This window comes from Kitasatospora phosalacinea (genome assembly GCF_030268885.1).
GTDB classification, from domain to species: Bacteria; Actinomycetota; Actinomycetes; order Streptomycetales; family Streptomycetaceae; genus Kitasatospora; species Kitasatospora phosalacinea_C.
Genome location: NZ_BSSA01000006.1, coordinates 81,362 through 100,850, shown reverse-complemented (window position 1 = coordinate 100,850; position 19,489 = coordinate 81,362). Strand labels below are relative to the sequence as shown.

15 protein-coding genes are annotated in these 19,489 nt (G+C 75.8%); 9 read left to right on the top strand and 6 right to left on the bottom strand.

The features are described 5' to 3' along the window. Positions 1–9: 9 nt before the first annotated feature. Together QSK52_RS11285 and QSK52_RS11280 are read right to left on the bottom strand one after the other, a co-directional pair. The gene (locus QSK52_RS11285) at positions 10–231 is read right to left on the bottom strand and encodes a hypothetical protein (protein ID WP_285735831.1); all 222 of its coding nucleotides are present in this window, start codon (positions 229–231) and stop codon (positions 10–12) included. Between the two features lie 123 nt (positions 232–354). After that, the gene (locus QSK52_RS11280) at positions 355–3,237 is read right to left on the bottom strand and encodes an AfsR/SARP family transcriptional regulator (RefSeq protein ID WP_285735830.1); all 2,883 of its coding nucleotides are present in this window, start codon (positions 3,235–3,237) and stop codon (positions 355–357) included. 689 nt (positions 3,238–3,926) lie between these two features. Between QSK52_RS11280 and QSK52_RS11275 the strand changes: the two genes are divergently transcribed. Continuing rightward, positions 3,927–4,904, top strand: a complete 978-nt coding sequence (locus QSK52_RS11275; protein ID WP_285735829.1) for a hypothetical protein — start codon at positions 3,927–3,929, stop codon at positions 4,902–4,904. Between the two features lie 75 nt (positions 4,905–4,979). On the opposite strand, the gene QSK52_RS11270 is transcribed toward QSK52_RS11275, so the two are convergent. Beyond that, entirely contained in the window at positions 4,980–6,323 is a 1,344-nt protein-coding gene (locus QSK52_RS11270; RefSeq protein ID WP_285735828.1) for a chloride channel protein, read from the bottom strand. Between the two features lie 186 nt (positions 6,324–6,509). Between QSK52_RS11270 and QSK52_RS11265 the strand changes: the two genes are divergently transcribed. Together QSK52_RS11265 and QSK52_RS11260 are read left to right on the top strand one after the other, a co-directional pair. Then, positions 6,510–6,734 carry a hypothetical protein gene (locus QSK52_RS11265; protein ID WP_285735827.1) on the top strand — a complete coding sequence of 75 codons (225 nt, stop codon included), beginning with the start codon at positions 6,510–6,512 and terminating at the stop codon, positions 6,732–6,734. Between the two features lie 81 nt (positions 6,735–6,815). Next, complete coding sequence (locus QSK52_RS11260) at positions 6,816–7,349, top strand: methylated-DNA--[protein]-cysteine S-methyltransferase (protein WP_285735826.1); 534 nt, start codon at positions 6,816–6,818, stop codon at positions 7,347–7,349. 8 nt (positions 7,350–7,357) lie between these two features. Here the strand turns inward: QSK52_RS11260 and QSK52_RS11255 are convergent, their stop codons facing one another. After that, positions 7,358–8,455 carry an ATP-grasp domain-containing protein gene (locus QSK52_RS11255; protein WP_285735825.1) on the bottom strand — a complete coding sequence of 366 codons (1,098 nt, stop codon included), beginning with the start codon at positions 8,453–8,455 and terminating at the stop codon, positions 7,358–7,360. A gap of 381 nt (positions 8,456–8,836) precedes the next feature. Between QSK52_RS11255 and QSK52_RS11250 the strand changes: the two genes are divergently transcribed. Together QSK52_RS11250 and QSK52_RS11245 are read left to right on the top strand one after the other, a co-directional pair. Further along, positions 8,837–10,243 carry a family 2B encapsulin nanocompartment shell protein gene (locus QSK52_RS11250; protein ID WP_285735824.1) on the top strand — a complete coding sequence of 469 codons (1,407 nt, stop codon included), beginning with the start codon at positions 8,837–8,839 and terminating at the stop codon, positions 10,241–10,243. Positions 10,244–10,442: 199 nt separating this feature from the next. Next, positions 10,443–11,444 carry a family 2 encapsulin nanocompartment cargo protein polyprenyl transferase gene (locus tag QSK52_RS11245; RefSeq protein ID WP_285736030.1) on the top strand — a complete coding sequence of 334 codons (1,002 nt, stop codon included), beginning with the start codon at positions 10,443–10,445 and terminating at the stop codon, positions 11,442–11,444. 13 nt (positions 11,445–11,457) lie between these two features. Here the strand turns inward: QSK52_RS11245 and QSK52_RS11240 are convergent, their stop codons facing one another. Continuing rightward, a complete protein-coding gene (locus QSK52_RS11240) occupies positions 11,458–12,459 on the bottom strand; it encodes an NAD-dependent epimerase/dehydratase family protein (RefSeq protein ID WP_285735823.1) in 1,002 nt (333 codons plus the stop codon). A 234-nt stretch (positions 12,460–12,693) separates the two neighbouring features. Between QSK52_RS11240 and QSK52_RS11235 the strand changes: the two genes are divergently transcribed. The 4 genes from QSK52_RS11235 to QSK52_RS11220 are packed head-to-tail and all read left to right on the top strand — an operon-like array spanning position 12,694 to position 17,714. Then, on the top strand, positions 12,694–13,989 hold the full coding sequence (locus tag QSK52_RS11235) for a DUF1254 domain-containing protein (protein WP_285736029.1): 1,296 nt from the start codon (positions 12,694–12,696) through the stop codon (positions 13,987–13,989). A gap of 27 nt (positions 13,990–14,016) precedes the next feature. After that, the gene (locus QSK52_RS11230; RefSeq protein WP_285735822.1) at positions 14,017–15,348 is read left to right on the top strand and encodes a DUF1254 domain-containing protein; all 1,332 of its coding nucleotides are present in this window, start codon (positions 14,017–14,019) and stop codon (positions 15,346–15,348) included. 18 nt (positions 15,349–15,366) lie between these two features. Continuing rightward, positions 15,367–16,035: a GAP family protein gene (locus QSK52_RS11225; RefSeq protein ID WP_285735821.1), complete on the top strand. Its 669-nt coding sequence runs from the start codon at positions 15,367–15,369 to the stop codon at positions 16,033–16,035. Then, positions 16,035–17,714: a SulP family inorganic anion transporter gene (locus tag QSK52_RS11220; protein ID WP_285735820.1), complete on the top strand. Its 1,680-nt coding sequence runs from the start codon at positions 16,035–16,037 to the stop codon at positions 17,712–17,714. The genes QSK52_RS11225 and QSK52_RS11220 overlap by 1 nt, the downstream gene beginning before the upstream one ends. 7 nt (positions 17,715–17,721) lie before the next feature. Here the strand turns inward: QSK52_RS11220 and QSK52_RS11215 are convergent, their stop codons facing one another. Beyond that, on the bottom strand, positions 17,722–19,458 hold the full coding sequence (locus QSK52_RS11215; protein WP_285735819.1) for a BACON domain-containing protein: 1,737 nt from the start codon (positions 19,456–19,458) through the stop codon (positions 17,722–17,724). Between the last annotated feature and the right edge of the window lie 31 nt (positions 19,459–19,489).

Genomic DNA, 19,489 nt, shown 5'->3' with positions numbered 1-19,489 from the left:
GCGTCGTCGTCAGACGAAGGGGGAGAGGTTCCGGCCCTCCAGGTGTTCGAGCAGGGCGTTCAGGCACTCCTCGGGGGTGGGGCGGTCGGTGCGGAAGGAGCCGTCCTCGCCCAGGGTGCCGCCGGAGGCGAGCACCATCCAGCGCCGGCCGGGCGGCCGTTCGCCGTCGGCCTTGAGGACCACGCTGCAGCCCCGCTCCGCCAGCCGGTCCATGAGTTCCACCGCGTCCATGCCCGCCTCCGTCTCCTCGTGGCCCCGTCGTGGGCCGGGACAAGTGAACCAGCGTCGCTCGGCGGTCGGGTGGCCGTCAGGTGGCGGTGGCGGTGGGGCGGTCGGCGCTGCCGCAGCCACCGCTCACCCCGTGGCGAGCAGTTCGCGCAGTTCGGCCACGGCCGTGTGGCCGGAGGGGCCGAGCCCGGCCAGGGCGGCGCGCCAGGCGGCGCGGGCCTCGGCGTGGCGGCCGAGGTCGCGCAGGACCAGGCCGTGGGTGTGCTCGATCCTGCCGGTGGCGAAGGCGTCCTCCAGGACCGCGGTGTCCCGGAGCAGTTCGTGGACCAGGTCGAGGGCCTCCTCCAGCCGTCCGAGGTGCCGGAGCGCCTCGGCCCGGCCGCGCCGGTTCTCCAGCACCACGTGCCAGGCCCCGACCCACTCGGGGGACGCCGTGGCCCGGTCGAAGTAGTGCAGGGCCGTGGCGGGGTCGTTCAGGCGCAGGTGGGCGAACCCGATGTTCGTCAGGCCGGCGCAGACCGCGTCGCCGAACCCGCTGAGCCGTCCGGCCTCGACGCTGCGCCGGTGGTGGGCGATGGCGCGGTGCGGGTCCTCCGCCTCCACCAGGTTGCCGAGCGCGCTGAGCGTGGTGGCCTCGCCGCGGAGGTCGCCGGCCCGGACGGCGAGGGCCAGCGCCTCCTCCAGGCAGGTCACCGCCTCCTCGGTGCGGCCGAGGTTGGACAGCAGGAGGCCGCGGTTGGCCAGGAGCGATCGGCGCCGTTCCGGGTCGTCGACCAGCGGGAGGCACTGGTCGACCAGTTCGATCCCTTCGAGGCTGCGGCCGGTGACGAAGTGCACGTGCGCCATGTCGGCGAGCGCGTACGACAGCGCCTCCCGGTCGCCGTCGCGCAGGGCCAGGTGCTGGACGAGTTCGTTCAGCCGGAAGGTCTCCGGGCGTCGGCGCAGCCACAGGTACGGGGCCATCGTGCGGACGGGCAGCGAGACCTCGGCGGCGGTGGCCCACGGCGCGGCGGCGACCCGTTCGACCAGGGTCGACAGGTTGCCGAACTCGGCGTCGCCGGCGGCCAGTGCGGCGTCCCCGTCCAGCCGGTCGGCGTCGTCCACCGGGGGCAGCTGCCGGACCCGCTGGGAGCCGGGGGCGATGCCGTGCGCCACCCGGGAGGCGAGGGACAGGTACCAGCCGAGCGCGGCCCGGACGTGCCGGACGCGTTCGTCGGGGTCGGGGACGAGTTCGCGGGCGTAGTCGCGGACCAGGTCGTGCGGGGAGTACCGGTCGGGGCGGGGCTCGTCGAGGAGGGCGACCTCGACCAGCCGGTCGAGGGCGGCGCCGGCCTGGGCGGGGGTGATCCGCAGGACGGCGGCGAGCAGCGGGGCGGAGTAGTCGGGCAGGTCGATCGCGCCGATCGCGGCGAGGGCGTCGGCGGCGCGCAGGTCCGGGCGGCGGGTGGAGGCGCGCAGCGAGTCGTACGTCAGGGCGAGCGACTGGCGGATGCTCAGGTCGTCGAGTTCGAGCTCGTCGAGGCGGTCCTCGTGCTCCTCCAGCCGACCGACCAGGCCGCGGACGGGCAGGGTGCGGCGGGTGGCCAGGCGGGCGCCGGCGATCCGCAGGGCGAGCGGCAGCCGGCCGCAGAGCCGGACCAGGCGGGCCAGGTCGGCCTGTTCGATGGCGACGACGGACCGGTCGACGGTGGCGCGGCCCGCGGTGCGTTCGACCAGGGCGATGCTGTCGTGCTCGGAGAGGGGGTCCAGCCGCAGGTGCAGGGTGCGGTCCAGGGTGTGCATGGGGGAGCGGCTGGTGACCAGGACGGCGCACCCCGGGCCGGCGGGCAGCAGCGGGCGGACCTGGGCGGCGTCGGCGGCGTCGTCGAGGACGAGCAGGGTGCGGGTGCCGGTCAGGGTGGTGCGCAGCAGGGCGGCGGCGCTGTCGGCGTCGGCGGGGACCTTCCCGGGAGGGGTGCCGAGGCCGTGCAGCAGGGCGGTGAGTGCGGCGTGGGCGCTGAGCGGGGTCAGGCCGGGGGTGGCGCCGCGCAGGTTCAGGAACAGCTGCCCGTCGGGGAAGTCGGGGCGCAGCGCGTCGGCGCAGCGCACGGCCAGGGCGGACTTGCCGATGCCCGCCATGCCGCTGACCACGGCGACCGCGGGCCGGTCCGAGTCGACGAGCAGGGTGCGGCGCAGTGCGTCCAGCTGCTCCTGGCGGCCGACGAAGTGGCTTGCCGGGGCGGGCAGTTGGGAAGGCCTCGGGCGGTCGGCGGTGGCAGCGGCGGGGTCCGGGACCGGGGCGGCGGGGTGTTCGGCGAGGACCTGCCGGTGCGCCTCCTGGACGGCCGACCCGGGCTCCACGCCCAACTCCTCGGCCAGGGCGGCCCGCAGGCGCTGGTGGACGGCCAGGGCGCGGGCGCGGTCGCCGGTCAGGTGGAGGGCCCGCATCAGCTGGGCGTGGAAGGCTTCCCGGAGCGGGTGTTCGCCGACCAGGCGGGTGAGTTCGGGGACCAGGGCGTGCGGGCGGCCCTGGCGCAGTTCGGCGTCGAAGCGCCATTCCAGGGCCTGCAGGCGGCTCTCCCGCCACTGTTCGCGCACGGCGCCGTCCGCGGCCGCCTCCGGGAGGTCGGCGAGGGGTTCGCCGCGCCAGAGGCCGAGCGCGGCGGCGGTCTCGGCCAGGACCGCGGGCAGGTCGTCGGCCTCGTGCGCGGCGCGGGCGCGGCGGATCGCCGACTCGAACTGCAGGGTGTCCAACTCGTGTTCCGACACCGCCAGTTGGTAGCCCGACGGGGTGGCGCTCAGCCGCTTCCCGTCCTCGTCGGCGAGTGACCTGCGCAGTCGGGCGACCAGGTTGCGCAGCGAGGCTTCGGCGGTGGCGGGCGCGTGCTCGCCCCAGAGCGCGTCGGTCAGGCGGTCGAGCGAGACGGGCCGGTTGGCGTTCAGCAGGAGGACGGCCAGCAGGGTACGGGCCTTGGGGCCACGGATCCGGCAGTCTGCCGTTCCGTCGTGGGCCGTCAGAGTTCCGAGCAAACCGAAGCGCACCGTGGTGCTCCCTGTCCGCGTGCTCCCCGTCCGACTCTTCGTCGGTGCACGTTAGGTAGATGTTATCGGCCGATTATCGACTCAATCCAGGCTTGCCCTGTTGCACCACGGGCCCCCGCCGGGGCCCCGGCGCTCTCCCGGCCCGGCACAGCACGGAGGACAGCATGACCCGCACCCCGACCGCCACCGTCCGCCGCGCCCGACGGGACACCGGCTGGTCCTGACCCGACCCGGCCCCGCCGCCACCGGCCGGGCCACTCCGACCCGCGACCCGATCGGACGCCCCGGACACCCGGACGGGCCGCGACCCGTCGACCCGCTCCGCGCCACGGCAGCCGCTCGCCGGGGCCACGAGGAGCGGACGGCGGAAGCACAGGACGGCGGACGAGGGGACCGCCGTGCTGGACGGAGGCCCCGGGGACGCACGGGACCGGCCCGCGGCGGATGCCGCGGACCAGGGGGAACCCGTGCGCCCCCGGGCCTCCTTCGTCTCCGGGTCCCTTGCCCGCCCGGCCCCTTGCCCGCCCGGCCCCTCCGCACCCGGGCCTCCTCCCGCCGGACGACCTGACGCAGCGTCAACCTCCTTGCAGCGGAGCCGTAAGCTCCTCCCCGCGACCTGTCCGCCCACCTCCGTACGGCCGACGCCCGCCCGCCCGCCGCTCCCTGGCGTGGACGCCATGGCAGACCGCCCCGACCCGCCCGGCTCCTCCCGCCCGCCCCGCACGACCGTCGCCGCGCTCGCCGCCGCCCTCGGGTACGGGACGCTGCAGGTCCGGTGGGCGCTGGGCGGCGCCCCGTCGTTCGGGCGGCTCGGCACCGACCTGCTGGTCGTCCCCCGCTGGGGCGCGGTGGCGCTGTGCGCGGCCGCCGCGCTGCTCGCGCACGGCCTGCACCGGGCCCGCCGCCACCGTCCGGCGCTGGTCGCGGCCGCCGCCGCGGTGGCCGCCGGACTGCTGCTGGCCTGTCCGTTCCTGTTGCTGGACGTGGTCGGCGGCCTGCTGCCCGGTCTGCACCTCCCGCACTCGGCGGCCGGCTTCCTCAGCCGGGCCGGGTGCGCCGCGACCGCCGTCCTGCTGGCCGCCGCCGCGCTCGACCACCGGCGGCGGCTGCACGGCGACTGCCTCCGCTGCGGCCGCACCGGCGGCCCGCACGACCCCGGCGCCCGCACCCGCACCCCGTCCTGGGCCCGCTGGGCGGCGTACGGGGCGGTCGCGTCCTGCTGGCTGCGGATCCTCGCCCAGTACGGGCTGGGGTTCGGCGACCCGGGCCCGTTGGGCACGGCCGGGGCGGTGTCGCTCGCCGCGTTCGAGACCGGGTTCGTGCTGGCCGGCACCGCGCTGCCGCTGTCCCTGGTGCACCGCTGGGGGCGGGACGTCCCGCGCCGGGTGCCGCTGCTGGGCGGCCGCCGGGTTCCCAGGTGGCTGCTGCTGGGTCCGGCCGCCGCGGTCTCCGCCGGACTGCTGGTGTACTTCGGCGTCGGCATCGGCCAGCTCGTCGGCGAGACGCTGCACCCGGTGCCGCAGCCGGGCGACCTGCCGCTGTCCTTCCTGTGGGTCGCGATGCCCGCCTACTGGCTGTGGGGCCTGGGCCTCGGCACCGCCGCCCTCGCCTACGGCCGCGCCACCCGCCCGCCGTGCCGCACCTGCGGCCGCTGACCGGGCCGCCGCGTCGCCGGTGCACCGGCCGCTGACCGGGTCCGGGCCGCCGCGCCGCCGGTGCACCGGCCGCCCTCACGCCTCCGCGTGCTCCGCGGTCGCCGCCGCCCGGGACGGCTCGGCCACCCGGTGCACCAGCGCCGCGGTCACGGACGCCACCACCGCCGCGACGATCAGCAGCGGCATCGAGTCCGCCGCCTGGTCGCCCAGCAGCACGGTCGCCAGCACCGTACTGGTCACCGGCAGCCGGGTGACCGCCGCGCCGCTCGCCGCGATCCCGGCCGCCAGCCCCGCCTCGACGCCGAACCCCGGCAGGCCGCCCGCCGCCACCCCGAGCGCCGCGCCCAGCAGCACCGCCGGGAAGATCGGACCACCGCGCAGCGACCCCAGCGCCACCCCCCAGCCCAGCCCCTTGAACAGCACCAGTGCCAGCAGCGCCCCCACCGACCAACCGGACGGGTCCGCGGCCAACTGTCCGAGCATGGCCTGCCCCGACAGCGCCGCCTCCTCCGGTGAACGCCCGGTCGCCAGCGCGTACCCGGTGATGCAGGCACCCACCAGCACCGCGCACAGCACCGTGCGGACGGCCGTCCGCTGCGCCGTGAACGCGGCGAAGCGGTGGCCCACCGTTTGCCCGGCCACCATCACCAGCGCGACCGCCACCGCCAGCGGCACCCCCCACAGGAAGTCCCCGGCGTCCGGCAGCTGCGCCTTCGGCACCGACGGCAGGCTCAGCGCGCCGATCGACAGCCCCGTCCAGTGCCCGAAGCCGGTGAACACCAGCGCGCCCACCCCCGAGGAGAGCAGGCACGGCAGCAGCAGCAGCGTCAGCTGCGCGCCGCCCAGGCCCGCCGCCTCGATCACCATCACCGCCGCGACCACCGGGCTCCCGAAGATCGTGGCGATCGCCGCCGTCGACCCGGCCGTCCCCAGCAGCGGCGCGACCATCGGGCTGGACGCCCGCTTGGCCGCGCTCACCGTCAGCAGCGCCAGCCCGCTGCCGAGCGCCATCAGCGGCGCCTCCGGGCCGAGCACCGCGCCCAGCGGCAGTGCGGCCAGCGCCGCCAGCACCACCGACGGCACCTCCACCGGCAGCGTCGGCGGCCCGCCCAGCCCGTGCACGGGGATGTGCCCGCCACGTCCGGGCATCCGGGTCACGACCGGCGCCAGCAGCAGACCGGCCAGCGCCAGCGCGGGCAGCGGCCACCACCACGGCGCCCGCGCGTAGTCCAGTTCCTCCGGCAGGGTCTCCCACACCCAGTGCTGCAGTTCGTGCTCCAGGCTGACGAAGCCGAACGCCGCCAGCGAGACCGGCACCCCGACCAGCGCCGACACCAACAGCAACCGCCCGTACCCGGGGCTGCGCAGCAACTCCCGCAGGCTGGGCGGCTGGGACGGACCGGCGGCCTGTGCTGGCATCTGCGCTCCCTGTCACCCGGCGGACACACCTGCTCCGACCGTCCGACGGCGCCCCGGCCCCCGGCCATCGGGGTGGGCCGAACGGGCGAGGAACGCCCCCGGAGCCCTCCCCGAGCCCCCGCGCGACCGCGCCCCCGCGGTCGTACGGTGGACGGAGGACCGATCGGACCGATCGAGGAGGATGCGATGCCCGGTTCCATGACCCTCGGCCACACCGACACCCTGGTGATGCTCAGCCACTCCGACGCCGAACGCCTCTCGGGCCTGCTGGCCGGTCTCTCCGCGATGGCCGCGAGCGGCCGCCTCTCCACCGAACAGCTCGCCACCCTGGGCAGCGGCGAGGCCCCCGACCGCGCCGAACTCGCCACCTGGTCCCGCACCCTCGCGACCTACCTCCGCGACCACCTCTGAGCAGCCCCGGGCCCGCCGTTCCCCGGTCCCCTGGACGCGCACCCGCCGGACCCCCGGTCGCGCGCCCCCTACAGTGGACGGATGCAGCTCTCCTGGGTGACCGTCCCGACCCCGCTGCCGAGCGGCCCGATGCGCTTCGGGGTGACGGACCGGGGCGTGGCCGCCGCCAGCTACCTCTGCGACACCCCCGCCCCGGAGTGCACCGACGAACGCCGGGCGGAGCTGGTGCGGGCCCGGGTCGGCGAGTACTTCGCCGGTGCGCGGCGGGAGTTGGGCCTGCCGATCGACTGGTCCCGGGCCACCGGCCCCCATCTGACCGTGCTGCGCTGCCTGTGGGAGACCGTCGCCTGGGGCCGGACCGTCACCTACGGCGAACTCGCCGCCCGCAGCGGGGTGTTCACCGAACCGACCGAACCGGGGGCCCCGGCCCGGACGGTGGGGCAGATGATGGGCGCGAACCCGCTGCCGCTGCTGGTCCCCTGCCACCGGGTGGTGGCCGCGGACGGCCTCGGCGGTTTCGGCGGAGCCTGGCACGGGGTGGAGACCAAGCGCTGGCTGCTCACCCTGGAGGGCGTGCTGCCGCCGACCCTGGACTGGACCGGGCCGACGGCCTAGCGGGGCCGCTACACGGCGACGGTGGCGGCGGACCGCCGCTCCGCGCCCTCGATGCGCTCCAGCGCGGGGGCCGCGGACTGCCGGGGCAGCACCGCCTGGATGGTGGAGACCAGGGTGTAGTCGCCGAGCGTGAGTTCGTCCGCCGCAGGGAGCAACGGCCGCGTGCCGAGGGCGAGTTCGACGGCCGCGGCGGGCAGGTTGAGCCCGCACAGCCGGAGTTGGTGCAGCCCGCCGGACGGGCGGGTGTTGATGTCGAGGACGACCGGGCGCCCGGTGCCCCGCTCGTGCCGGAACTGCACGTTCGACAGGTGGCCGACGCCGAACTCCTCGACCAGCCGGCGGGCGGGCCCCAGGTAGGCCGGGTCGACGGTGAAGCCGCGGCGGCGGCCCTGCTTGGTGCGGCCGACCGCGGCCAGCAGCCGGCCGTCCTGCTCGGCCAGGCAGTCCACCGAGACCTCGGGGCCGTCCAGGTAGGGCATCACCAGCAGGTCGGCGGGGTCGGCGGACCGCTCCAGCGCGGACAGCACCTGGTCGAGCTGGACCCGGGCGTCGACGTACCCGGCGAGCCGGTGCAGGCCGAACGGTTCGCGGGTCAGGACGCGGAAGCCCTCGCCGCCCGCACCGGAGGCGGGCTTCAGGCAGGCGGCCGAGCCGGTGGCCTCGATCTCCTCGACGGCGGCGAGCAGTTCGGAGGCGGTGTCGGCCTGCCGCCACAGCGGGGTGGGCAGCCCGGCCGCGTCCAGCGCCCGGTAGCCGTCGACCTTGCTGGCGAACAGCGATATCGCGGAGGCGGGCGGGCAGACCAGCGCGGTGCCCAGGGCCTCGAAGTCACGGCGGCGCAGCGATATCGCCAACTGGTGCAGGCGGGGCAGGAACACGTCCACGTCGTGGCGGGCGCAGAATTCCAGCGCGAATTCCACGTAGGCCTCGGCGGACAGCCCGTCCGGTTCGAGGGCGCCCAGGTCGGCGGCGGCGAGCACGGGGGAGTCGGGGTCGACGTGGGTGGCCAGGACGTGCACCGGGCGCGTCCCGGCCCGCAGCAGGTCGATGAAGAAGACGTTCTCGGCGTAGGTGCGGTTCAGCCAGACGCGGACGGGCGCGGTCACGAGGGTCTCCCTGGAGAAGGGCGTGCCGATGGGAGGTCACCGACCGGTTCGCCTGCGCTGCGGCGGCGGTCACCACGCGGTGAGGGGGCCACCTTAGCGCTGTTCCGTTGCGATTCGAACAGGGGGTGGGTGAGCAGCGCGGACGCCCCGGAACGGGCCTCCGGAGGGGGCTCCTGAAGGGCCGCCGACAAGCCGTCCGGAAGGGGGTTCCGACCCCTCCCGCCGAGGCGCGCGGATCGAAGGATGATCCCTCCAGTGCGCTGGTCGCACCATTGCGCGCACGCACCCGAATCACCCCCACGAGTGATTGCCGCCTCACCTGAACGGGCGTCAGCATGGTTGCCGCACCGTGCCGTCGACGCGATCAGGGGCCCCTTCGAAATGACGACCGAAACCACCGCCGGAATTCCCCAGACGAGGCCGCAGAGCAGCCTCTCGGTGGCGGCCGCCAAGAACCTCGCGTCGACCACCAAGTCGGCCCCGCAGATGCAGGAGATCAGCAACCGCTGGCTGCTCCGCGCGCTGCCCTGGGTCGAGGTCTCCGGCGGCACCTACCGGGTCAACCGCCGCCTGTCGTACGCGGTCGGCCGGGGCCGGGTGGGCTTCGTGCAGACCGGCCGCGAGGTCTCGGTCGTCCCGCCGACGCTGCGCGAGGTCCCGGTGCTGCGCGGCTTCGCGAACGACGCGCTGCTGGCCGAGCTGGCCGGGCGCTTCGTCCAGCGGGACTTCGCGGCGGGCGAGGTGCTGATCGAGCAGGGCACCGAGATCGACCAGGTGTTCCTGGTCGCGCACGGCAAGGTCGACAAGGTCGGCACCGGCAAGTACGGCGACCCGGCGGTCCTGGGCACCTTCGCCGACGGCGACCACATCGGCGACGAGGCGCTCACCGTCGCCGACCGCCGCTGGCCCTACAGCGTGAAGGCCGCCACCGCGGGCACCGCGATGGTGCTGGCCTGGCCCGCCTTCCAGGAGCTGGTCGACCGCTCCGAGGCGCTGCGCGACCAGGTCCTCGCCTTCATCGCCGACTCGCAGCTCCCGCAGACCCACAAGGGCGAGGCCGCGATCGGCATGTCGGCGGGCCACGAGGGCGAGTTCGACCTGCCCACCGCCTTCGTCGACTACGAACTCAAGCCGCGCGAGTACGAGTTGAGCGTGGCCCAGACGGTGCTGCGGGTGCACAGCCGGGTCGCCGACCTCTACAACAAGCCGATGGACCAGACCGAGCACCAGCTCCGGCTGACCGTCGAGGCGCTGCGCGAGCGCCAGGAGCACGAGCTGGTCAACAACCCGGAGTTCGGCCTGCTGGCCAACGCCGAGTACGGCCAGCGGATCCAGACCCGCTCCGGCCCGCCCACCCCGGACGACATGGACGAGCTGCTCTGCCGCCGCCGCAGCACCAAGTTCTACCTGGCCCACCCGAAGGCGATCGCGGCCTTCGGCCGGGAGTGCAACAGCCGCGGCCTCTACCCGGGGACGGTCCAGTTCGAGGGGAGGACGGTGCCCAGCTGGCGCGGCGTCCCGATCCTCACCTGCAACAAGATCCCGGTGGTCGACGGCACCACCTCGATCCTGGCGATGCGGGTGGGCGAGGACAACCAGGGCGTGATCGGCCTGCGCCCCGGCGCGCTGCCCGACCAGGTCGAGCCGGGCCTGAACGTGCGCTTCATGGGCATCGACGAGAAGGCCGTGGTCAAGTACCTGGTCAGCGCCTACTACTCGGCGGCGATCCTCGTTCCCGACGCCATCGGCGTCCTGGAGAACGTGGACGTCGCCCACTGGCAGCACTGACCACCGGGCGGGCCCACCGTCCTGGGCCCGCCCGCCCCACCGTCCGACGGATCGTCAGCGCACGTGTTCCTGCCGCCCCGCAGCCGGGGCCGCCGAGGGGGAGGACTTCACCATGGCCATCACCGTGCCCGAACGCGGGCAGCACGACGCGGGTGCGCCGGCCCCGGCCCCCGACGGCGGCCGCGACACCGCCGAGGCGATGGCCCTGCTCGGCCGGGCCCGCACCGTGGTCGACCCCGCGCTGCGCGCCGCCGTCGACACCCTCCCGGAGTCGATGCGGCTGGTCTCCGGCTACCACCTGGGCTGGCTGGAGGCCGACGGCACCCCGAGCGCGGTCGGCGCGGGCAAGGCGATCCGCCCCGCGCTGGTGCTCGCCGCGACCACCGCGGTCGGCGGCCGCCCGCAGGACGCGGTGCGGGCCGCGGCCGCCGTCGAGCTGGTGCACAACTTCACCCTGCTGCACGACGACGTCCTGGACCGCGACCACACCCGCCGCCACCGTCCCACCGCCTGGCGGGTGTTCGGCACCACCGGCGCGATCCTGGCGGGCGACGCCATGCACTCCCTCGCCCTGCGGGTGCTCGCCGAGGACCCGCACCCGGCGGCCGCCGCCGCGGTCCGCCGCCTCGCCGACTGCGTGGTAGAGCTCTGCGCGGGCCAGCAGGCCGACTGCTCCTTCGAGCAGCGCACCGACGTCACGCTCGCCGAGTGCCTGGCCATGGCGGAGGGCAAGACCGGTGCCCTGCTCGGCTGCGCGTGCGCGCTCGGCGCGCTGTACGCGGGGGCGGACGCGGCGACCGCCGACGCGATGGACGCCTTCGGCCGCGAGATCGGGCTGGCCTTCCAGCTGATCGACGACCTGATCGGCATCTGGGGCGACCCGGCGGTCACCGGCAAGCCGGTGGGCGCCGACCTCGCCGCCCGCAAGAAGTCCCTCCCCGTGGTCCACGCCCTCTCCTCCGGCACCCCCGCCGGGGCCGAGCTCGCCGCCCTCTACGCCTCCGGCCGCCCGCTCAGCCCCGCCGAGCTGGCCGCGGCCGCCGACGCGGTCGACCGGGCCGGCGGCCGCGGCTGGGCCCAGACCGAGAGCTGCGACCGGATGGCCGCCGCCATCGCCCACCTCGCCGCGGCCGTCCCCGACCCCTCCCGCGCCGACGACCTCCTGGCCCTCGCCGAACTCGTCACCCGCCGCGCGTACTAGACCCGGTGCCGGGTCACCTCCCGTCGACGATCTTCCGCTCCTTCTCCGGGTCGATCCCCAGCGGCGTGTCGAGCTGCCGGTAGGCGACCTCCGCGCGCCCCCCGGCTTCGAGCCAGGCCCAGGTGTCGGTGACGGTGTCGAGCAGCGGGCGGATGCGCAGGCCCGCGTCGAGGGCGGTGGCGGGGTCGGCCCGCCAGGTGCCGTGCCAGCCCTCGGTGTCGGGGGCCCAGAGCGGGAGTTCGACCCACGGCGAGACCTCCGCGGCGAGCAGGTCGGCGTCCGGCGTCCAGACGAGTTCGGCGTCGGAGCCGGTCGCGGTGCGGCAGGCGTCGAGGAGTTCGCCGGTCGTCGCGGAGCCGATCGGCGCGGTGGTGACGTAGCGTCCGGCGGCCCGCCGCTCGGCGAGGTCGAGGCCGAAGGAGGCGAAGTCGCGGGCGTCGATGAGGCTGAGCGGGCTGTCGGGGGTGCCGGGGGCGAGGACGCGTCCGCCGCGGGCGATCCGGTCGAGCCACCAGGGGAGGCGGCCGATGGGTTCGTGGGGACCGATCAGGAGGCCGCAGTTGAGGACCGCGGCGGGTCCGTCGAAGTTCTCGGCGAGGGCGCGTTCGCAGCCGGCCTTGAGGGCGTTGGCGAAGGGCTGGTCGGGCGGGAGGTCGCCGGGGCAGTCGAGGGTGGGGGAGTGGGCGTCGACGGGGCGGGCGGGCCAGTCGGCGAAGGCGTGGATCGAGGAGACGAAGCCGTAGTGCCCGGCCCGGCCGTCGAGCAGCCGGGCGGCGGTGGCGACGTCGTGGGGCTGCTGGCCGGAGGTGTCGACGACGGCGTCCCAGCGGCGGCCGTCGACGAGGCGCCGCAGGTCGTCGGGGTTGGTGCGGTCGCCGTGGACGGCTTCGACGCCGGGCGGGTCGGTCCGGCTGATGCCGCGGTTGAAGGTGGTGACGCGGTGGCCGCGGGCGAGCGCTTCGGTGGCGTAGGCGCGGCCGAGGAACGTGGAGCCGCCGAGCAGAAGGATGTCCATGCCCTGCAGGGTCTCCGGGGCGGTGGCCGTCCATGCGCCGCGTTCACCGGGAGCGGAGCGGTTATGCCAGGAGCAGACGGTCGGCCGGACAGCCGGTCGGACGGACGGTCAGGTGCGCGGCCCGGTGCGCGACCCTGTGGTGCCCGGAGTGCTGATCGCGGGGGGAGCGCATAGCATCCCGGTGTACCGGTATGTCTGAATGGTCCCTTTCGTGGGGGAAGAAGGGTGGGCGAGATGGGGAACCCGGTCGGCGCGGATCCGGAGGCGGTGCGGCGGACGGCGGCGCGGGCGTGGATCTGGGGCTACCCGATGGTGGAGAACTACCGGACGATCTACCCGCAGGCGATCGACGACGCGGACCCGCGGTACGTCGGCGGCTTCGGCGTGTTCCGCCACTACCCGCAGCCCTTCACCCCGGACAACACGGACGTGGTGACGCCCAACAACGACACCCCGTACTCGTGGGCCTGGCTGGACCTGCGGGCCGAGCCGTGGGTGCTGGAGAAGCCCGCGACCGACCGCTACCACGTGCTGCCGGTGCACGACCTGGACACCGCGTACGTCGGGTTCGTCGGCTCGCGGACCACCGGGGACGGCGCGGGTCGCTACCTGGTCGCGGGGCCGGGGCACCGGGCGAACCCGCCGGAGGGCTTCGACGGGGTGCTGCGGGCCGACACCAACCTGGTCGGCATCCTCGGGCGGACGTTCTCGGCCGGGCCGCAGGACGTGCCGGAGGTCGAGCGGGTGCAGGCCGGGTACCTGCTCAAGCCGCTGAGCGAGCACCTGGGCACGCCCCGGCCGGTCGCCGCCGAGCCGGTGTGGCCGGTGTGGCGGGGCGAGGAGGTGCTCGGCACCCTGGAGTTCTTCTCGCTGCTGGACTTCCTGCTGGGCTTCTTCCCGGCCCTGCCCGCGGACGCCGAACTGCGCGGCCGACTGACCGAACTGGGCGTCGGCAGCGGCGACTTCGAACCGGCGGCGCTGCCCGCCGAGGTGCGCGCCGCCCTGCTCGCGGGCATCGCGGACGCCCGCGAGGAACTGGTCGCGGCCGCCGGGGGCGCCGCCACCGGCACCGCCCTGTTCGGCACCCGGGAGCAGCTGGGCACCCGCTACCTGGACCGGGCCTGCGGCGCCCTCACGGGCCTGTACGGGCTGCCCGCCGAGGAGGCCTGGTACGGCGGCTGGGAGTCGGCGGCGGGCGGCCGGGAGCCCGCGGTGCTGCACTTCGCGGCCGGGCAGCTCCCGCCGGCCCGGTTCTTCTGGTCGGCGACCGCGTACCGCCTGCCCGAACGGCTGCTGGTCCCCAACGGGATCGACCGGTACTCGATCGGCGACCGCACGCCGGGCCTGGTGCACGGCGAGGACGGCTCGCTGACCCTCTACCTCCAGCACCGACCCCCCACCGATCCGGACGAGTTGGCGAACTGGCTGCCCGTTCCCGAAGGCCCGTACTTCGTCGCGGTGCGCGCCTACGGCCCGGAGCCCGCGCTGCTGGACGGCAGTTGGCGGCTGCCCACCCCCACCCCTCGATGAAGTCACCGACCAGACAAGGACGTTCGCATGGCTGACGCCACCCCCGAGATGCTGGCCGCCGAGGCCCTGGTGTACGGATCCCCGCTGGTGGCCAATCTGACCATGGTGGACACGATCATCCACCGGGGGCTGAGCTCGATCGGCCCGACGCCGTGGAACACCTTCGGCCACGCCACCGAACTCGCGGGCCCCGATTCGCACTTCGTGTCGGTGAACAACGACACCGTGTACTCGGTCGCCCCGCTGGACCTGTCGGCCGGGCCGCTGCTGCTGCACGTCCCGGACACCGGCGGCGCGTACGACGTGCTGCAGTTCATCGACGCCTGGACGAACAACTTCGCCTACGTGGGCCGCCGTTCCTCCGGCACCGCCGAGCAGACCTGGCTCCTCGCCCCGCCCGGCTGGCAGGGCGCCGCCCCGGAGGGCGTGCCGGTGATCACCGCGCCGACGGCGGTGGCGGCGATCGCGGTGCGCAACCACTGCGCCGGGCCGGACGACCTGGCGCGGGTCCGCGAGCTGCAGCGGCAGCTCACGCTGACCCCGCTGGAGGGCGGCGGCGCCCCGGCGGGGCTGCCGGAGCCGACCGCGGGCGTCCCGGAGGAGCTGCTGTTCCTGGAGAAGCTGCGGCGGTGGATGGCGGCCTTCCCGCCCGCCGCCGCCGACGTCGCCTTCCAGCAGCGCTTCGCCCCGATCGGCCTGCTCGACGAGGGCCGCTCGCCCTACCTGGACGGCCCGGCCGAGTGGGCGGCGGCGCTGGCCAAGGGCCTGGCGGCGGGCCGGGAGCGGGTGGAGGCGGCGACCCTCGGCACCGGCGACCCCACCGGCGAGTGGGCGGCCAACCTGCACCTGTTCGACTACAACCTGGACTTCCTCGGCCCAGGCACCCGCGACGAGCCGCAGTGGAAGATCGCCGACCGCCGCGCCGCCCACCTGTCCCGCGCGGTCGCGGCCCGGACCGGCCTGTGGGGCAACCACGCCTACGAGGCCGTGTACGCCACCACGTACCACGACGCCGACGGCGTCCCGCTGACCGGAGCGCACGCGTACACCCTGCGGTTCGAGAGGACCCCGCCGGTGGGTGCGTTCTGGTCGGTGACGATGTACGACACCCCGGAGTACCTGCTGGTCGCCAACGAGATCGACCGGTACTCGATCGGCGACCGCACGCCGGGCCTGGTGTACGGCGAGGACGGCTCGCTGACCCTCTACCTCCAGCACCGGCGCCCCACCGATCCGGACGAGTTCGCGAACTGGCTGCCCGCGCCCGCGGGCGGGTTCCGGCCGATGGTGCGGATGTACCAGCCGCAGGACGCGGTGCTCGACGGCAGCTACCGGCTGCCCGCCGTCCGGCTGCGCTGACCGGGGGTGGGGACGGGGATGGGTGACGCGATCGGGCAGATGCTGGCCTCGGCGGTCGGCATCGCGATCAGCCCGCTGCCGCTGATCGCGGTGATCCTGATGCTGGCGACCCCGCGCGGGCGCTCCAACGGCATCGCGTTCGCGGCGGGCTGGGTGGTGGCGCTGGCCGCGGTCACCACCGTGGTGGTGCTGGCCGGTTCGGGCATCGACACCGGCGCCGGGACGCCCGACTGGTCGTACTGGGTGAAGCTGGTGCTGGGCGTGCTGTTCCTGCTGCTGGCGGCCAGGCAGTGGCAGGGGCGGCCCCGGGAGGGGAGGGTCGCCGAGCCGCCGGGCTGGATGCGGGCGATCGACCGGTTCACCCCGGCGAAGTCGGCGGGGCTGGCGGCGGTGCTCGCCGCCGCGAACCCGAAGAACCTGGTGCTGGCGGTCGGCGGCGCGGTCTCCATCGCCACCAGCGGCGCGAGCGGCGGGGAGAAGGCGGTCGCGGGCGCACTGCTGGTGCTGATCGGCTCGCTGTGCACCCTGCTGCCGCTGGGCGTCTACCTGCTCGGCGGGGCCCGGGCGAGCGAGGTGCTGGGCGGCTGGAAGGCGTGGATGTCGGCGCACAACTCGGCGATCATGCTGGTGCTGCTGCTGGTCCTCGGCGCGAAGTACGTCGGTGACGCCGTGGCGGGGCTGGCCTGATGCGCCGACCGCCGCTGCGCTCGCCGGGGCGGCCGAAGCCGAGCGACGTCACCTCGGGCCTGGTCACCGGCCTGTTCTCGATCCCGGAGGGCATGGCGTACGCGTCGATCGCCGGGTTCAACCCGGTCGCGGGCCTGTTCTCCGGCGTCGTCCCGGCGATCGTCGGCTCGCTGACCGCCCGCACCGTGCTGATGGTCACCACGCTGACCAGCGCGATCGCGCTGACCTCGCAGAGCGTGCTGGCCGACGCCGGGCTCGACCCGTCCGACGCCGGGAACGTGGCGGTGCTGGGCCTGCTGTCCGGCGTGGTGATGCTGCTGATGGGCGTGCTGCGCCTGGGCGTGGTGCTCAGCTTCGTCTCCAACGCGGTCATGGTGGGCTTCTCCACCGGCATCGCGCTGCAGATCGTGGTCGGCGTGCTCGAGGACGCCACCGGGTACGCGCCGCAGGGCCACAACAAGCTGGTGCAGCTCGGCGACTGGCTGGTGCACGTCGGCTCCTGGGAGGCGGCCGCCACGCTGGTGGCGGCCGGGACCGTCGCGGTGTGGGCGCTGGCGCACGCGGTGCGGCGGCTGCGGACCGTGGCGCTGCTGGTGGCGATGGTGGTGGTCAGCGTCGTCGTCGCCGTGCTCGGCACCGACGTCGAACTGGTGAAGGGCATCGCCGACGTCCCCGCCGCGCTGCCGCACTTCACCGCCCCCGACTGGTCCGCGGTGCCCCACCTGGTCGGCGGGGCGTTGTCGATCGCGCTGGTGGCGCTCGCCCAGGCCGCCGGGATCAGCCCCTCGGTGCCCAACCCGGACGGCTCGAAGTCGAGCGTCAACGGCGACTTCGCCGCGCAGGGCCTGGCCAACGTCACCGGTTCGCTGTTCCAGTCGCTGCCGGTCGGCGGCTCGCTGTCGCGCACCGGCGTCGCCGTCTCGGCCGGGGCCCGCACCCGCTGGGCGGGCGTGTTCTCCGGCGTCTGGCTGGCGCTGATCGTGCTGGCGCTGGCCCCGCTGGCCGAGCGCATCCCGATGCCGGTGATCGGCGGGCTGATCATCGTGGTCGGCGGCGAGCTGATCGTCGGCAAGGTCGCCGACATCGAGCTGGTGCTGCGCACCTCGAAGCTGTCCGCCGCCGCGATGCTGGTCACCTTCCTGGGCACCACCCAGCTGCCGCTGCAGCAGGCGATCATCCTCGGCGCGGTGCTCTCGCTGCTGCTCTACTGCGTCCAGGCGTCCCGGCAGGCGAAGCTCACCGCGCTCACCCGCACCGCGGACGGGCACTGGGAGCTCGCCGACACCCCGGCCGAACTGCCCGCGGGCCGGGTCACCGTGCTCGCCTACGGCGGGGTCAGCCTGTTCGCCGAGCTCCCGCTGATCGAGGCCGACTGGCCCCGCGCCCCGGACGGGCCCGCGGTGCTGGTGCTGGTGGTGCGCACCGTCCCCGACGTGCCCTCGTCCAGCATGGTCAAGCTGCTGCGGCGCAGGAACGACGAGCTGGGCGCCCGCGGCGGACGCCTGATCGTCGCCGGGGCGCAGCCCTCCTTCGTCCGGCTCGCCGAGCACACCGGGCTGGCCGGCGCGCTCGGCCCGGACGGAGTCGTTCCCGCCGACCCCGTCCTGGACGCCTCGCTGGAGGAGGCCGTGGCCCGCGGTGAGCGCTGGCTGGCGGCCGAGCGCACCGCGGCGGACTGACGTCCCGTCACGGCGACGGCGACGGCGGGGCCGACGCGGACGGGGAGGCCGAGGACGCGGACGCGGAGGGGGAGGGCTCCACCGGCGCGGACGCGGACGCCGACGGCGACGCCGAGGGGCCCGTCGTGGCCGGGGCGGAGGCGCTCGACGAGGAGGAGGGCGAGGGTGTCGGGGTCGGGGTCGGCGTGCCGCCGTCGGAGGGCGTGGACGTCGGCGTCGGGTCCGGGGTGGGCACGCCGCGGTGGTCGCTGCCGCCCTCCAGGGTCACCACGGCGCCGGACGGCGGCAGCGCCAGGTGTGCCGTCCAGCGGGACTGCGGGGCGCGCGCCTCGTCCACCGTGACGGTCACGGTGATCCGCTGGCCGGGGGCCAGGGTGCCGGAGTCCCGGCTGAGCCGCAGCCAGTCCGCGTCCAGCACGGCGTGCCAGGACAGCGGCCCGTCCCCGGAGTTGGTGAGCGTCAGCACGGTGCGGTTGCCGTACGCGCCGGCCTCCACGGTCAGCCGGTCCGCGGCGGCGGGCGGCGGCGGGGCGGGCTCGGGGGTCAGCGCGGGGCTGGAGAGCGGTGCGGCGCCGCGCGAGGGCACCGGCACGGCCGGACCTTGCACCGTCGGCAGGGACGTTTCTGCGGTCACCGCACCGGCCAGCTCCATCGAGGCGACCTGGCCGGCCGGGGGCAGCACCGCCACCGCGACCGCCGTCGGCTCCGGCACCGGGACGCGCTGCCCGGTTCCCGCCGTCGGGTCGACCCGCACCGAGGAGACCGCCGCGGCCTGCTCCTCGCCGCCGCGGTGCGCGCTCCACAGCGCCACCACCGGGGCGGCCAGCACCGCCGCCAGCACGCCCGTGGTCACCACCCGCTGCCGCACCGCCGTCCCGCGCGGCGCCGGGGGCATCCGGTGCCGGGGGAAGCCGCGCTGGTCGAACCGCGGCTGGGCCGGGCCCTGCGCGATCCGCCGCCCGGCCGCCGCGCCGGACAGGAACGCCGTCCCGCCGGAGGGCGCCGTCCGGCCGGGGCGCAGCACTCCCGGCGCGGCCAGCAGCGGCAGGCCCGGCAGCCCGGCCAGGCCGTGCCCGAGCTGGCCCGCGACCCGCTCGGCGGTGCCCCGGCAGGTCGGGCACTCCACCAGGTGCAGCACCAGTTCGCGGCGCAGCGCCGGGCCCAGCACCCAGCCCCGCCAGGACTCCGCGCCGACGCCGCCGAGCTGCGCCAGCTCCGGGCAGGAGCCGACGCCGAGCACCAGCAGCGCCGTCCTGGTCCGGCCGACCTCGGCGCCCGCCGCGTCCAGCAGCGCGGCCGCGGCCTCGGTGCTCAGGCCGAGCACGGCGGCGACCTCGGTGCCGTCCAGCCGGTGCCGCACCGCCAGCTCCAGCGCCTCGCGCTGCTCGGGGTCGGTGCCGGCCGCCTCCGGCCAGGCCAGCGAGGCGAGTTCGCGCCGCCGCTCGCGGACGGCGCCGGGCCCGGGCGGCCCGCCCGCGGGGGCGCCGTCCGCCGCGACCGCGCCCTCCAGTCGGGCCAGGCAGCGGTGCCGGGCCAGCGCGTACAACCAGGCGCGCAGCAGCGCCGGGTCGTCGAGCCGGTCGCCGTGGCGCTGGGCCAGGTCGCGGACTTCCAGGACGGCCGCGGTGGCGGCTTCGTGCTCGCAGAGCACGGACAGGCAGTAGGTGAACAGCCCGTCGACGCAGGCGCCGTACGCCCGGAGTACCGGGGACGGATCGACGGGGTGGGGCTGGCCGGTGGTCACCCGATCGACGGTAGGCAGCCGAAACCCGCCA

What these genes read in the sequence shown, in the direction of transcription:
- QSK52_RS11285 (WP_285735831.1), bottom strand. Translation starts at nt 231, where the DNA reads ATGGACGCGGTGGAACTCATGGACCGGCTGGCGGAGCGGGGCTGCAGC.
- QSK52_RS11275 (WP_285735829.1), top strand. Translation starts at nt 3,927, where the DNA reads ATGGCAGACCGCCCCGACCCGCCCGGCTCCTCCCGCCCGCCCCGCACG.
- QSK52_RS11270 (WP_285735828.1), bottom strand. Translation starts at nt 6,323, where the DNA reads ATGCCAGCACAGGCCGCCGGTCCGTCCCAGCCGCCCAGCCTGCGGGAG.
- QSK52_RS11265 (WP_285735827.1), top strand. Translation starts at nt 6,510, where the DNA reads ATGCCCGGTTCCATGACCCTCGGCCACACCGACACCCTGGTGATGCTC.
- QSK52_RS11260 (WP_285735826.1), top strand. Translation starts at nt 6,816, where the DNA reads ATGCAGCTCTCCTGGGTGACCGTCCCGACCCCGCTGCCGAGCGGCCCG.
- QSK52_RS11250 (WP_285735824.1), top strand. Translation starts at nt 8,837, where the DNA reads ATGACGACCGAAACCACCGCCGGAATTCCCCAGACGAGGCCGCAGAGC.
- QSK52_RS11245 (WP_285736030.1), top strand. Translation starts at nt 10,443, where the DNA reads ATGGCCCTGCTCGGCCGGGCCCGCACCGTGGTCGACCCCGCGCTGCGC.
- QSK52_RS11240 (WP_285735823.1), bottom strand. Translation starts at nt 12,459, where the DNA reads ATGGACATCCTTCTGCTCGGCGGCTCCACGTTCCTCGGCCGCGCCTAC.
- QSK52_RS11235 (WP_285736029.1), top strand. Translation starts at nt 12,694, where the DNA reads ATGGGGAACCCGGTCGGCGCGGATCCGGAGGCGGTGCGGCGGACGGCG.
- QSK52_RS11230 (WP_285735822.1), top strand. Translation starts at nt 14,017, where the DNA reads ATGGCTGACGCCACCCCCGAGATGCTGGCCGCCGAGGCCCTGGTGTAC.
- QSK52_RS11225 (WP_285735821.1), top strand. Translation starts at nt 15,367, where the DNA reads ATGGGTGACGCGATCGGGCAGATGCTGGCCTCGGCGGTCGGCATCGCG.
- QSK52_RS11220 (WP_285735820.1), top strand. Translation starts at nt 16,035, where the DNA reads ATGCGCCGACCGCCGCTGCGCTCGCCGGGGCGGCCGAAGCCGAGCGAC.